Raw genomic sequence first — 14526 nt, forward strand, 5'->3', positions numbered from 1 at the left:
CCTGCCCTTCCTAGTTCATCACCAGTCCGCCGTCGACAACCAGGTTCTGCCCGGTCACCGCCCGGGACCACGGGGAGGCAAACAACAGTGCGGCGTCGGCGAATTCGGCCGGGGAAGTGACCCGGCGCAGGGGAGTGGAGTCGGCGATCAGGTCGAAGACGGCCTCGGGGGTGGCGGCCGACGCGTCGGTGGTGCGCAGCAGGCCCCCGGAAATCATGTTCACGCGGATGTTTTCCGGACCAAGGTCCGAAGCGAACGTGCGGGTCAGGGACAGCAGTGCCGCCTTGGCCGCGGTGTAGTCGTGGTACGGGACCACGGGGTTCTGGAAGAGGTTGGTCCCGATATTGATGATGTTGCCGAAGCCCGCAGTTCTCATGCCCGGCAGCGTTGCCTGGATGGTGTTCAGCGCGCCTCCGATGACGCCGGTGAATTGCGCGCCGAATTCCGAGTACCCAATTCCGTCGGCCTTCGCGCGTGCGTCTCCGTTGAAGGAAAAATTAGGCAGGGCATTGTTGATGAGCGTGGTGATGGGAGCGCCAAAGTGCCCGCGCGCGGTGGCCACCAGTTGTGCGACCTGATCCGGCTCCGCCACGTCGGCGTGGACTGCGATTGCTCGACTGGCCCCGAATTCCGCGGCCAGTTCATGAGCGGCGGATTCGCTGGAGCGGTAATTCAGCACGAGCCGAGCGCCCTCGCGGGCAAAGGCACGGGCCAGGTCCGTGCCGAGCCCTCGTCCAGCGCCGGTGATCAACACGGTTTGGTCCTTGATAAGCATCTTCTTGCACCCTTCGGTTGGGCGAAAGGATGCCATGGAACCAGCCGCCGGGTGCCCAAAAATCGGGTGCAAGCGCAGTTCATGCCGGACCGGCATCCCTTCGCTCGGATTATCGAGATCAGGTTCAACGGGTCTATCTCTCAGCCGCCAGGCGGCACCCCGTGTCGAGTCCTGTGGCCAACCTAGCACCGGTCCGAGGCAATTCTCGAATCACGGGCAACGCAGCGGAGGCGACACACGCCTGGCGCGATCCGTCCCTGTCAGCGGGCTGGGGCACCGATGCGGCAAACTAGTGTGGGTGAGCCAGATGCGAATAATCCAGACCATTGCCGCCGAGCTAGCTTCAGGGGGTGCCTCGGTTGCCGACTGGCAGGTGAAGGCCGCCGTCGAATTGCTCGACGCCGGATCCACCGTTCCCTTCATTGCCCGATACCGCAAGGAAGTCACCGGCACCCTGGACGACACCCAGCTACGGCTGCTCGAGGAGCGGCTGCGCTACCTGCGTGAATTGGAGGACCGCCGGGAAGCGATCCTCAAGGCGATCGAGGAGCAAGGCAAACTCACCGATGAGTTGCGGGCCGCCATCTTGGCCGCCGGGACCAAGGCTGAGCTCGAGGACCTGTACCTGCCCTACAAGTCCAAGCGCCGCACCCGCGCCCAGATCGCGCGCGAGGCGGGGCTAGAGCCGCTGGCCGACTCCCTGATCTCCGACCCGGCGCAGGACCCCGAGGCCCTGGCTGCCACGTTCCTGAACCCCGAACACGACATCAATGCCGCAACCGACGCGCTGGCAGGTGCCCGGGCCATCCTCACCGAACGTGCCTCGCAGGATGCGGTGCTGGTCTCCGAACTGCGTGAACGGCTCTGGACAGGAGGCAAGATTGCCTCCAAGATCGCCCCCGGCGCCCCGGCCTCGGACGCCGCAAAGTTCTCCGACTACGAGGACTTCGTCCAGCCCGTAGCTTCCCAGCCCTCGCACCGCATCCTGGCGCTGTTGCGCGGCGAGCGCGAGGGAGCGCTGAACCTCGAGCTCGCCGAGGCGGATCCGCGCGACGACGCAGCGCTCTCCAAGGCACGCGCAGGATACGAGGCCGCCGTCGCCCGCTCGCTGGGCATCAGGGCCGGCGCGGATGCCCCGGCCGGCAAGTGGCTGGCGCAAACCGTGCGCCTGGCCTGGCGCGGACGGCTGCTGGCACGGCTGGAGGCGGACCTGCGTACGCGGCTCTTTGAGGCCGCGGAGGAAGCCAGCGTCAAGGTGTTCGCAGCCAACCTGCGCGACGTTCTGCTCGCAGCTCCCGCCGGGAACCGGGCGGTGCTGGGCCTGGACCCCGGGCTGCGCACCGGGGTGAAGGTCGCGGTCGTGGACGCCACCGGCAAGGTTGTGGACACCGCCACGATCTACCCGCACGCGCCGGCCAACAAGTGGGGCCAGTCCGTTGACACCCTGGTGGGATTGGCCGCGAAGCACGGTGCCGAACTGATCGCAGTGGGCAATGGAACGGCCAGCCGGGAGACCGACAAGCTGGCCGGGGACGTGATTGCCAAGCTGACCAACAAGCCGGCCAAGGTGATTGTCTCGGAGGCAGGAGCCTCCGTGTACTCGGCCTCGGCGCTGGCAAGCGCCGAACTGCCGGAGCTGGATGTCTCCATCCGCGGTGCTGTGTCCATTGCCCGCCGGCTGCAGGACCCGCTGGCCGAACTGGTGAAGATCGAGCCCAAATCCATCGGTGTGGGACAGTACCAGCACGACCTGACCCCGGCCAAGCTGGACCGCTCCCTGGACGCGGTGGTCGAGGACTGCGTAAACGCCGTCGGGGTGGACGTGAATACCGCCTCCCCGGCACTGCTGGCCCGCGTCGCGGGCGTCGGGACGCTGTTGAGCCGCAACATCGTCGAGCACCGCAACGCCAACGGCCCCTTCACTACCCGCAGATCCCTGCTGAAGGTCCCGCGACTGGGCGCCAAGGCCTTCGAACAGTGCGCCGGATTCCTGCGGATCACCGGAGGCAAGCAGGTTCTGGATGCCTCCGCCGTGCACCCCGAGGCCTACGGGCTGGCCGAAACGCTGTTGGCGGCGGCCACCGCGCAGAACCAGTCTGTGGCCACGCTGAATGCGGCGGACTTCGTCACCGAGCAATTCGGCCTGCCCACGGTCAAGGACGTCATGGCCGAGCTGGTGCGCCCTGCCCGCGACCCGCGCCCCGACTTCAAGACCGCGAACCTCAAGGAGGGCGTGGAAAAGATCTCCGACCTGCAGGTCGGAATGGTCCTGGAAGGCACGGTTTCCAACGTGGCCGCCTTCGGTGCATTCGTTGACGTGGGCGTCCACCAAGACGGCCTGGTCCACGTCTCGGCCATGAGCAACAAGTTCATCTCCGACCCGCGCGAGGTTGTCACCTCCGGCCAAGTCGTCAAGGTCAAGGTCCTTGAGGTGGACCCGGCGCGCAAGCGCATCTCATTGACCCTGCGTCTGGACGACGAACCGGGTGCCAAGACCGAGCGGTCTGAACGGGCGCCGCGTGGCACCCGGGGACCGGAGGCGCGGGCCCCACGAGAGTCCCATGGGGCACCCCGCGCCAACAGGGGCGCACAGCAGGGGAGCCCCAAGGCCGCAGGCGGCAACACGGCCATGGCCGAAGCCCTGCGTCGTGCGGGACTGAGCGGCTAGCGTCTGCCGAGAGCACCACCGAATCGGTGGCGGCCCCAATGGGCCGCCACCGGAAATGCAACGTTTCCCGGAACTCGCGTAGCGTTGCAGGCACTGCCCACGTGAACCTGCACCGGCGTGCCGGCCACAAACCGCAAGGAGAGAAGCGCGCCATGGACGGCGAATCACTGACCGAATTGATCGCGACTGCATTCATGGTGCTGCTCATGGCCGCGATGGCATGGATGATGAGGGCCGCGGCCTCCGGGCGGATCAAGCGCAATCCCTGGGTCGGGATCCGCACCGCTGCCCTGATGCACTGCGATACGTGCTGGCTCCTGGGCCACCACGCGGCGGCGAACAAGGGCATCTTGGGCTGCTGGCTTGCCGCGTTGCTGATGGCAGCCAGCGGCATCGTTTCCATGCTGGTGGCACTTCCTGCTTTTGTCCTCCCCGCAGCCACGATGGCGGGCGTGGCAATAATGCTGGGCGGCGTGTTGCTTGGGCTGCGCGACGCCAACCGGGCGGTTGCCAAGATCCACGCCGGGGAACGCATTATTTCCTCCTGACCGGGCCCAGCCCGGGAGTCCGAACCAAGGTGAGCATCACCTTGGTAGCACCTCCCCGGGACCCAAAGCATGCCATATTTACCCCAAGGTAAGTACGGCCATACTTCGGTGACAAGGCCCAAAGGAGTGCGTAGCGTGGGTGCCATGGAACTTACCGGAAAGCTTGCAGACGCATTCAACGACCAAATCACCCTGGAACTCCAGGCCTCGACGGTGTACCGCCAGCTGGCCATCGAAATGGATGTCCTGAGCCTGCCGGGCATCGCTGCCTGGTTCCGGGCCCAGTCCGCCGAGGAACTGGAGCACGCGGAAAAGTTCATCGCCCACATGACCAATCGCGGGGCGCACCCCTCGATCGGTGCCATTGGGGCCCCGGAATTGAACGTGGCTACGGTGGACGGTGCCTTCCAGGCATCCCTTGACCACGAGAAGAAGGTCTCCGAATCGATTCGCGACCTCTATCGCCTTGCCCACAATGAGGGCGACATTGACTCGGTGCCACTGCTGACCTGGTTCATCGAGGAGCAGGTCGAAGAGGAAGCCACCGTCGGTGAAATCCTTGACCGCGTGAAGATGATCAACAACGACGGCAACGGCCTGCTTCGCCTGGACGGCGAACTGGCTGCACGCTAGGAACGACCGTCGCGGGTCACCCGTGACGATGATGTGACCAAGGCCCCCGGCTCGCGACTGGGGGCCTTGGTCGTGTGTGCAATAACATGGGGTAGGGCATGTCCAGGTGCCGCGCCCCGATACGTGGTTTTACGTGAACGATCCGGGCGGATAGTGACGCCCTGCAGGGCGTTGCTCCACACATGCCAGTTCCAGGTCAACCACTTGTTCAGTGAGGTCATCAAAACGTGTTTCACATCCGTGCACGCATGGCTTTGACCAACCCCGGTGCGGTCGCGCCCCGGTACGGAATGGCCGCATGAAGAAGTTCGACTTCGCACGCACGGCGCCGATGCCGGCCCCGGTGCAAACCGCGGGACCCACGCACCGCACCACGGCGGAACTCAAGCTGCGCAAGGGTGCCGGCAGGCACTACTCGGTCCAATATTTGATTCCCCAGAGCACCCCGGTGTATCTGCTGCGTGTCAGCGGCTTGTGGGCAAGCGTGCAGCACGGCCAAACCTTTGGATGGCTTCCGGCCCAGTGCCTTGAGCGCCTCGAGGCGCCCCGACGCATGCCCCAGGTTCCGGTGCGCCCGGTCGCCAGCCAGTCGCCGGTGGGCTCGGCCGCAGTCGGCGGCGCCGCCAGCGCGCCGGAAGTGCCAGACGAAGACTTCATCCCCACGCACCGCAGCACCGCCGACCTGAACTTGCGCAAGGGCTCGGGCACCAACTATCCGGTGCTGCGCGTGCTGGCGGCAAATATCCAGGTCCGCAAGTTGGACGAGCTGGGCACTTGGGCAAAGATCTCCACCGGCAAGGACATTGGCTGGGTTCCCAGCGCCTATCTGGCTCGCATCAACGTGAGTCGCCCCTCCACCGGGATACAGCCCATGGCCCCGACCGAGTTCACCACCACCGTGCGCTTGAATGTCCGCAAGGATGTAGGCGACCACTTCCCGGTACTGCGTATCATTCAGGCTGGGACCCTCGTCAAGGTCAACGGGAAACTGGGGCCGTGGCGCCGGATTTTGCTGGATCAGGAAACCGGCTGGGTCCCGGCGAGCCAGCTGCAATTGCGGTACGTCGCCTCCACTGCTCCGGTCACCACCACCGCGACCACCCTGTACCGGGGAGCCTCCGCCAATTACCGTGCCCTGGCCGAGCTGGGCGCCGGCGAGCAACTTGAGGTCATTGCAAGTCGCGGACAGTGGACCAAGGTCCGTGCTGGAAATCTTGAAGGTTGGGTCCACAGCTCCCACTTGGGCTGACAAAACCAAAACATTGCCGAAACTCCCTGCCATTTGTTGTACTTAGTGCATAAAGTATGGGATTGGGGGCAGAACTTTGTGGCGCTCCCGCACACTCACACCTACTTGTGGATTCCTTCCGGGGCCACAAACCTTTCTTGAGGGAGACCACCGACGATGGCCATGCCGAAATGCTTCCGCGCCCTTTTCTCGGGGGTGTTGGTTGCGGGTTTGGTTTTTACCGCCCTGCCCGCCGTCTCCCAAATACGGGTGGATGCCGAAACCTCCAGCAAGATCCGCGCCGGCATGTTCGCCTTGCCGCTGGATTCGAAAACCTACCGGATGACCTCTCCTATGGGGCCGCGCTGCATGCCGGTGGTGGGAGGATCCACCCACCACCTGGGCCAGGACATGGGCACGGCAAACGATTCCCCGATCTATGCGGTGGCAGCGGGAACCGTGCGCAAGATCGTTCGGGGCACCAATTCGACCTCGGGCCAAGTCGTGGTCACCCACCGGATCGACGGGACGACATATGAATCGGCCTACATGCATATGTGGCCCAATGACGTCCTGGTCAAGGAAGGCCAAAAGGTAGAGGCAGGGCAGAAGATTGCCTTGGTGGGATCCTCCGGTCCTTCCACGGGCCCGCACCTGCACCTGGAAATATGGAAAGACCGTTTCTACTCCAGCGACGGAAACGTGCGCAATCCGGCCACCTTCCTCAAATCCCGTGGGCTCGACCTGAATTCATACGCCACGAAAAGTTATTCCGAATCGCTGAAGACCTGCACGTACTATGCGCGAGGCAAGGCGGAACTCTTCGCCTCCCCCTCGGCCACCTCGAAGGTCTTGGACCGGCCGAGCCGCAACGCACAGGTCAGTAGCCAACCAGGTGCCATCAACGGACTGCTCAACGGATCCTTCGTCAAGGTCATGTACGGCTCACGCACCGGTTGGATGAATCGTTTCGCTGTCACGCCCAATAAGTTGGCGGCAGCACCCGAGTGGTCAATGACCTCCACGGGAACCGTGACCAATGGCGTCCGGGTGCCCTTCGCCAAATACAGCAATCCCAATGGCCTGAACATGCGGTCCGGGGCGGCCACCTGGTACTCGAAGCTTCTGACGATTCCCGCAGGATCCACCTTTGAAGCCTTTGAGAGTTCCGGCGGCTGGGTCCGGGTGAAGTACAACGGAACCGAAGGCTGGGTATCGGAGGGACTAGCGCGCAAGACCGCCACGATCGACCCGGCGAAGCTTGCCGCGACCCACGAGACCGTTCGCGATCTCAAGCTGCGTTCGGGAGCCGGAACCACGTACAACGAAACCCAGTCGATCAAGCGGGGAACCAAGGTCGCCGTACGCCAGGTCCGTGGCACCTGGTCCGAGATCCAGGCCGGGAAATATTCCGGCTGGATCAGTTCGGCGGACATGAAGAAGATCGGTGCCGTAACGCCCCAGACGGCAAAACCGCCGGTAGCGAAGCCCGCACCGACCAAGCCAACGCATGAGACGACCACGAAGCTGAACCTGCGTACCGGTGCCGGCACCAACACCAAGATCGTCAAGGTCCTGGACCGTGGCACCGATGTCATCGAGCTCCAGCGTCAGGGAACCTGGAGCCAGGTGAAGGCGGGGAACGCCACTGGTTGGGCCAGCAACACCTACCTCCGCGCCCTCAAGCCCCTGGCAACGCCGCCGAAACAACCGGCGAAGCCGAAGCCTCCGTTGGTCCAGCCGGTGAGGAAGGCGACCTATACGACCAAGGCCAAGGTCGTTGCCCGCAAGTCGGCGGATGCGAAGGCTGTCGCTGTGGTCGGGATCCCGGCCAAGAAGAACGTGACGGTGGACGCGAAGAGCGGTTCGTGGCTGCGGGTGAAGTATGCGGGCAAGACGGGCTGGGTTCCGTTGAGCCAGTTGGCCGTGTACAGGGCCCCGGCGAAGCCGAAGCTTCCGGTGGTCCAGCCGGTGAAGAGGGCGACCTATATGACCAAGGCCAAGGTTGTTGCCCGCAAGTCGGCGGATGCGAAGGCTGTCGCTGTGGTCGGGATCCCGGCCAAGAAGAACGTGACGGTGGACGCGAAGAGCGGTTCGTGGCTGCGGGTGAAGTATGCGGGCAAGACGGGCTGGGTTCCGTTGAGCCAGTTGGCCGTGTTCAAGGCCCCGGCAAAGACAAGGACAACCACCGACCGTCTTAACCTTCGTGCCGGAACGAGCACGTCGACACGGTCGCTGCTGGTGATCCCAAAGGGCAAGAAGCTCACCGTCAAGGCAACCCGAGGAAGTTGGACGCAAACCAGCTATTCAGGGAAAACCGGGTGGGTTAGCTCCAGGTACCTTCGCTAGGAAAAGCCCGAGCAGAGTCGGCAGTACCGCATGAAAATAGGCCGTGGAACCAACCCAGGAGGTAGGTTCCACGGCCTTTTTCATGGACGGTTTCTAGGAACCTTTTGGACGATCCAGCGTGGACTCGGAGGCTGCCGCGCGCGCCGCGTTGGCGTCCTGCGCCTTGGCCGCCGCAGCGGCCTCTGCATGCGCCAAGAGCTGTTCCGGGGTGACGTCCTCGGGCGTTTCCTTTTTCTCCGAAGCAGCACCAGGGTCGAGCCCCGGCAAGTCCCTGTCGGACCAGATCTTCACGATCGCCCAGGCAACGGCGGTCAGGGGGACTGCCAGCACTGCGCCGACCAAGCCGCCAAGCACCGTCCCGGCGGCGAGCGACAGCAGGATAACCAGGGCGTGCAGGTTCAACGCGTGGGCCATGACAACGGGCTGCAGGAAGTTTCCCTCAAGCTGGTTCACCACGATCACCGCACCCAAGACAATCAGTGCAACCACGGGGCCGTTGGTCACCAAAGCGATCAACGTGGCCAGGATTCCGGCAAAGGTGGCACCCACCAACGGGATGAAGGAGCTCATGAAGACCACGACACCCAGAGGGATGGCCAACGGGACCCTCAGGACGAGCAGGGCGACGGTAATGCCGATGGCATCCACTGCGGCCACGGTAGCCGTGCCGCGCATGTAGCCGCCCAGGGTCTCCACGGTGCGCGCACCGGTGGACAGCCAACGGTGCATCTGGTGGTCAGGCATCCAAGAGAGGTAGAAGCCCCAGATCTTGTCTCCGTCCTTCAGGAAGAAGAACAGGATCACCAACAACAGAGCCAGGCCTGTGAAGAAATTGCCGGCGGCGGAGAGCCCGCTCAGGGCCCCGGCGCCAAACTGGGAGCTTGTCAGGAAGCCTGTAACTTGGTTGACGGCGTCGTCGATTTGCTCCTCGGAAATGTTCCAGGGCAACTGGTTCAGCATCCCCTGGAGCTTGTTGAAGCCTTCGACGCCCTTGTCCACCAAGGTTTGCCATTCGGCCAGCACCGAATACACCAGAGCGGTTCCGATGCCGCCGAGCACAAGCAGCGACCCGAGGAATACCGACCATGCCGCCAGCAGGGGAGACATGACCTTGCGCAGGAGCCGGACCAGCGGCCACAGTGCGCAGGAAAGAATCAAGGCAATCAGGATCGGCAGGGCAATGACGCTCAACTTCAGGAGGCTGTAGACGACCGCCGAGGCCAGGATCAGAACCACCAGCAATTGGATCGAGCGCGTGGCAATGCGGCCCAAGGGATCGATCCATATTCCGGACACCGTGTGTGCCGGGTGTGCGACGGCGGGAGACGCTGCCTGCGGCGGCGCGGGCGGATCCTGGCGTGACCTTTTCTTGAAACTGAGCTTCGCTGACATCCAGTGACTCCTCGCAATTGGCAACAGGTCTACTCTATGCACTGTGGGCACAGAGCAGATCTCCGAAATAACCTCTTAGCAAAAAGGTTAGTCTAATAATGTACTAGTGGGCGTCGAGTGCCAGGCATCCGACATGAAGCGAAAATCTAGTGGTCGGGGGAGCAATGCAACGGAGATCAAAAGGAGCCGGTTCAACATCGGCTAATCGGGCAGGGACGGCGCTGTTTCTTGGTACGGCATTGGTCCTTGCCGGGCTGGTTCCGGTGCCGGCACTAGCGGCACCGATGGCGGCTCTGCAGCACCCTGCTGCATCGGCCGAACTTGCCACAAGCATCCTGCAGCCGCCGGAGGTGGTTCGCGTCGGCACCCCAAGGATCGTGCAGACCACCGCAAACCTGAACCTGCGTTCGGCCCCCTCAACCTCGGGCCAGAAGCTGGCAACCATGCCCAAGGGCACTCGGCTGAGTGTGACCGCCACCAGGTCGGGCTGGAGCCAGGTGCGCTACTCCGGAAAAACCGGCTGGGCTTCCAGCACCTACCTGCGCACGGTGTCCAGGGCCATCAAGACCGGGGAGCTTGGCAAGACCACGGCCCGGCTGACGTTGCGGCAAAAGGCAAGCAGCACATCCACGGCCCTGGCCACGGTGCCCAAGAGCGGCATCTACACGGTCAAGAAGATCTCCGGCGGATATGCCCGGATCACCAGTCGCGGCAAGACCGGATGGGTTCAGGGAAAATACCTTTCGATCGTCGCCAAGAAGCCCGGCCGGGAAATCTACATCGACCAAAAGTACACCTCCAACCGCGCAGGCCTAACCGACCGGTACTGGACCAAGGTTTCCGGTGGCGACCTGTATGAAAGCGTGAACGGTAAGAAGCGCATCGCGGACATCCCGCGGAATTCCGTCGTGTACCGGGATGCGAAGATGGAAAAAACGGCCGGGTCGGTCAAGGGCTGGATCTTCGTGCGGACGCAGGGCATGAGCGGGTGGATGAAAACCAGCCAGCTGTCCCGCACCTCGAGGGCGCACACCACTCCGGGGAAATATTCGGCGAAGCAGGTACGGGCACAGAAGAACGGCAAGATCCCGGAACGGATGCTGGTGGCGATCTCCTGGGACAAGGAAAAGACGCTCATTGCTGCCCCGGCGCTCAAGGACCTGAACCGGCTCAACACCGCGTTCAAGAAGAAGTTCGGCCACAACCTCGACATCGACCTGGCATACCGGACCCGTGCCACCCAGGAGGCGTACTGGGAAGAACTGGGCCCGTATGTCGCAGCGCGCCCGGGAACTTCAAACCACGGCTGGGGAACGGCCATCGACGTGCCCGAGACCTACGGCTATTCCTTTAGGGGCAAGTACTACAAGTGGCTGAAGGCCAATTCCAAGAAGTACAACTGGGTGCACCGCAAGATCCTTGAAGAGGGTTCGCCCTACGCCGAGGCCTGGCACTTCGAGTACACCGGGCGCTGACATTCCGCAGGGCCGGGCAGACTGACGCATCGGCGGGGCATTAACGGCGCTGGCCGCGGTTGGCATCCATCGAAGGGGATGCCAACCGCGGCCAGCGCGATCAGGTGATGGCCTGGAATCAGCCCGCCACGTAGAAGAGGCGCTTGTTGACGAACTCCTCCATGCCCAGCGGGCCCAGCTCGCGGCCGAAGCCCGAGCGCTTCACGCCGCCGAAGGGCATATCCGCTCCTTCGGCCGCCGGCGCGTTGACGTTGGCCATGCCGACCTGCAGGCCCGCGGCAACCTTGGCAGCACGCTCGGGGTCGGTGGAGAAGACCGCGCCGCCCAGGCCGTACTGGGTGTCGTTGGCCAGCGCCAGGGCTTCCTCGTCGGAAGAAACCTTGTAGACCACGGCCACCGGGCCGAAGAGCTCCTCGTAGTACGCGCGCATCTCCTTGGTGATCCCTGAGAGCACGGTCGGGGCCAGGTAAGCGCCCGGACCCTCGTGCAGGGTGCCGCCGGCGTGCAGGGTTGCGCCCTTGTCGACGGCGTCCTGGACCTGTGCGGCCAGCGCCTCGGCGGCACCACGGGTGGAGAGCGGACCGAAGGTGCCCTCGAGCTCGGCGGCCGGGTCGCCCGGGGTCAGGCCGCCGGCCAGCTTGGTCAGCTCGCCGACGAAGTCATCGAAGATGTCCTCCATGACGATCATGCGCTTGTTGGAGTTGCAGGCCTGGCCGGTGTTCTCCATGCGGGTCGCCCACGCGGTGGCTGCGTCCCCGGCAATATCCGCCGAGTCGAGGATGACGTACGGGTCCGAACCGCCCAGTTCCAGCACGGCCTTCTTCAGGTTCCGTCCCGCCTGCTCGCCGATGATGGCCCCTGCGCGCTCGGAGCCGGTCAGCGAGACGCCCTGGATGCGCGGATCCTCGATGATCGTGGAAATCTGGTCGTGGGAGGCGAAGACGTTGTTGTACACGCCTGCCGGCACGCCGGCGTCGTCCATGATCTGCTGGATTGCCAGGGCCGAACGCGGGCAGGTCTCGGCGTGCTTGAGCACGATGGTGTTGCCGAGCATCAGGTTCGGGGCAGCGAAGCGGGCGACCTGGTAGTACGGGTAGTTCCACGGCATGATGCCCAGCAGCGGGCCGACGGGCAGGCGCTGAATGATGGCCTTGCCGCCGCCGATGGTCTTGATCTCGGTGTCCGCGGCCAGGGTCGGGCCCTCGGTTGCGAAGTACTCGAAGATGTCCTTGCAGAACTCCGCCTCTCCCTTGGACTCGGAGAGGGGCTTGCCCATTTCCTGGGTGATGATCGCGGCAAGCTCGTCGGCGCGTTCGGCGAAAAGCTCGCCCACGCGGGCCACGATCTTTGCACGCTCGTTGATGTCGACGTCCTTCCATGCCTGGTAGCCGGATTCGGCCGCGGCAATGGCGTCCTGGACCTCGGCGTCGGTGGCGGTGGCGAATTCCTCGACCACGTCACCGGTGGCGGGGTTGAGGACTCGGTAGCCGGTGGAAGTCGGCGTCTGGGCGTTGGCGGTCACAGCCATGCTCCTTCTGGTAGTCACTGGGCGGCGGGAATCTTCGTTGCGCCCCACGTACCCGTCCATCATGTCGTGAAAACGACGATTTGTGAAGCCCGTCACGCATCAGGCGTGGTCATATCCGCCGTGGGTGAACCCGGAAGCTTCGGTATTCGTCGTTAACGAAGCAAAACCCTGCGAAATTCGAATGCCGCAGGGTTTTGCCGAGGATTGTTCCGAGGACTTAGCTAGTGGAAGCCTTGCGCCGGGCATCGATGTCGGCCTCGCCGGCAACGATCCTGTCGATCATGTCGAGCTCCTCCGCGCTGAACGCGGTGTTGCCCAGGGCCCCGAGATTCTCGTCAAGTTGCGCGGTCGAGGACGCGCCGAGCAGGACCGAAGTCACCCCGCCGTCGCGCAGCAGCCAGGCGATGGCCAGCTGGGCCAGGGACTGGCCGCGTGACTCGGCGACCCTGGCCAGGCCGCGGGCCTTGGACAGGTTTTCCCCGGTCAGGTGCCCGGCAAGGGAATTGCGTCCGCCGGAGGGGGTGGCCGAATCGTCCTTGAGGTACTTGCCGGTCAGCAACCCCTGGGCCAGCGGGGAGAAGGCGATTGAACCCATGCCGTGTTCCACCAGGGTGTCCAGCAGTCCGTCCTCGACCCAGCGGTTGAGCATCGAGTATGAGGGCTGGTGGATCACCAGCGGGGTGCCCATCTCCTTGGCAACGCGTGCTGCCTGTGCGGTGCGTTCGGGGGAGTATGAAGAGATGCCGACGTAGAGCGCCTTGCCCTGGCGGACCAGGGTGTCCAGCGCGCCGATGGTTTCCTCGATAGGGGTGTCAGGATCCGGGCGGTGTGAGTAGAAGATGTCCACGTAGTCCAGGCCCATGCGGGCCAGCGACTCGTCGGCCGAGGACATGATGTACTTGCGCGACCCCAGGTTGCCATACGGGCCCGGCCACATGTCCCAGCCGGCCTTCGAGGAGATGACCAACTCGTTGCGGTAGGCCTTGAAATCTGTCCGGAGCATGCGGCCGAAGTTCTCTTCGGCCGAGCCGTAGGGCGGACCGTAGTTGTTGGCCAGGTCGAAGTGCGTGATCCCGTGGTCGAAGGCGTGGCGCAGCACCTCGCGCTGGGTGTCAAAGGGGCGGTTGTCGCCAAAGTTCCACCACAGCCCCAGCGAAATCGGGGGGAGGACCAAGCCCGAGTTGCCCACTCGGCGGTAGCCGGTGGATTCGTAGCGGTCCGAGGCGGCCACATAGGGTGCGTGGGTTTCGGGAACGGGGGCATACCGGAGTTCGTCGGCCATGGTGGTGGTGTTCTCCTGGAAATTGTGGATGAAAACTCACGGAAGCGGGTTCGGCTCCCTATTCCCATTCTTGTCCCCAGGAGCCCCCAACGTCCACGACATCGGGCCCCGGGGCGCGGCGCGGCCGACATTGCGACGGGGTGTGGCCCGGCGTGGGCCGGTGGATGGCGATTAAAAGCGAAGAACCGGTCGTGGCGGCTAAGGAGGTGAAACTCCGCCGCGACCGGTTCTTCTGATCACTCGCACCTTGAGAAGGTAGCTTCAGCCTATTTTGGCTATCTGGGTGGTTGCTGAAGATTCGTTGTTAGTCAGCCGTGAGTCAGTAGTTTGACGGCGGGTCAGAGGCCGGGAAGGATTCGTCTTCCCATTCCTCGACCAGCGCCTCGTCGTGCTCGCTGGCCACATGTTCCGGTTCTGCGGCAGTTTCTTCTTCGTCGCCGATTGGTTGTTCACTCATCTCGCGTACTCCTTGGTCCGTAGAACGTGCCGCCCCGTACTCGCGGGGTGCGGTACCTTCAGTTTGGTCCGAAGTGCCGTAGTTGTCGAGGGGCCGGAAAATCGTGGTGCCGGACCCGGACGAAACCGGGGTTAAGAGGTTGAGCACCGGTCGGAAGGCTAGGGGGATTTGCCTTGTGCCCGACCGGCGCT

Annotated in this window: 11 protein-coding genes and 1 riboswitch; of the genes, 6 read left to right on the forward strand and 5 right to left on the reverse strand. The window is 64.0% G+C overall.

The genetic code is table 11. From position 1 onward, the window contains the following. Window positions 1-10: 10 nt before the first annotated feature. Window positions 11-775, reverse strand: a complete 765-nt coding sequence (locus KRR55_RS03420; RefSeq protein WP_217387617.1) for a 3-oxoacyl-ACP reductase — start codon at window positions 773-775, stop codon at window positions 11-13. Window positions 776-853: 78 nt separating this feature from the next. After that, a riboswitch (TPP riboswitch) is annotated at window positions 854-947 on the reverse strand. Window positions 948-1082: 135 nt separating this feature from the next. On the opposite strand from KRR55_RS03420, the gene KRR55_RS03425 reads away from it, so the two are divergent. The 5 genes from KRR55_RS03425 (at window position 1083) to KRR55_RS20565 (ending at window position 8201) form a co-directional block, all read left to right on the forward strand. Then, on the forward strand, window positions 1083-3443 hold the full coding sequence (locus KRR55_RS03425; protein WP_217387698.1) for a Tex family protein: 2361 nt from the start codon (window positions 1083-1085) through the stop codon (window positions 3441-3443). 152 nt (window positions 3444-3595) lie between these two features. After that, window positions 3596-3991, forward strand: a complete 396-nt coding sequence (locus KRR55_RS03430) for an SdpI family protein (protein ID WP_217387618.1) — start codon at window positions 3596-3598, stop codon at window positions 3989-3991. Between the two features lie 144 nt (window positions 3992-4135). Next, window positions 4136-4624 carry a ferritin gene (locus tag KRR55_RS03435; protein ID WP_217387619.1) on the forward strand — a complete coding sequence of 163 codons (489 nt, stop codon included), beginning with the start codon at window positions 4136-4138 and terminating at the stop codon, window positions 4622-4624. A 298-nt stretch (window positions 4625-4922) separates the two neighbouring features. Further along, window positions 4923-5873: an SH3 domain-containing protein gene (locus tag KRR55_RS03440; protein WP_217387620.1), complete on the forward strand. Its 951-nt coding sequence runs from the start codon at window positions 4923-4925 to the stop codon at window positions 5871-5873. A 210-nt stretch (window positions 5874-6083) separates the two neighbouring features. Then, a complete protein-coding gene (locus KRR55_RS20565) occupies window positions 6084-8201 on the forward strand; it encodes an SH3 domain-containing protein (protein WP_217387621.1) in 2118 nt (705 codons plus the stop codon). Window positions 8202-8294: 93 nt separating this feature from the next. On the opposite strand, the gene KRR55_RS03450 is transcribed toward KRR55_RS20565, so the two are convergent. After that, complete coding sequence (locus KRR55_RS03450) at window positions 8295-9593, reverse strand: AI-2E family transporter (RefSeq protein ID WP_217387622.1); 1299 nt, start codon at window positions 9591-9593, stop codon at window positions 8295-8297. A 377-nt stretch (window positions 9594-9970) separates the two neighbouring features. On the opposite strand from KRR55_RS03450, the gene KRR55_RS03455 reads away from it, so the two are divergent. Next, on the forward strand, window positions 9971-11068 hold the full coding sequence (locus tag KRR55_RS03455) for an SH3 domain-containing protein (protein WP_217387623.1): 1098 nt from the start codon (window positions 9971-9973) through the stop codon (window positions 11066-11068). A 118-nt stretch (window positions 11069-11186) separates the two neighbouring features. On the opposite strand, the gene KRR55_RS03460 is transcribed toward KRR55_RS03455, so the two are convergent. From KRR55_RS03460 to KRR55_RS03470, 3 genes are all read right to left on the reverse strand, one after another. After that, entirely contained in the window at window positions 11187-12596 is a 1410-nt protein-coding gene (locus KRR55_RS03460) for an NAD-dependent succinate-semialdehyde dehydrogenase (RefSeq protein ID WP_217387624.1), read from the reverse strand. A 217-nt stretch (window positions 12597-12813) separates the two neighbouring features. Then, complete coding sequence (locus tag KRR55_RS03465) at window positions 12814-13878, reverse strand: aldo/keto reductase (protein WP_217387625.1); 1065 nt, start codon at window positions 13876-13878, stop codon at window positions 12814-12816. A gap of 319 nt (window positions 13879-14197) precedes the next feature. Next, entirely contained in the window at window positions 14198-14335 is a 138-nt protein-coding gene (locus KRR55_RS03470) for a hypothetical protein (RefSeq protein WP_217387626.1), read from the reverse strand. Window positions 14336-14526: the final 191 nt, after the last annotated feature.

The sequence above is a fragment of the Paeniglutamicibacter quisquiliarum genome (genome assembly GCF_019084045.1).
Classification (GTDB): Bacteria; Actinomycetota; Actinomycetes; order Actinomycetales; family Micrococcaceae; genus Paeniglutamicibacter; species Paeniglutamicibacter quisquiliarum.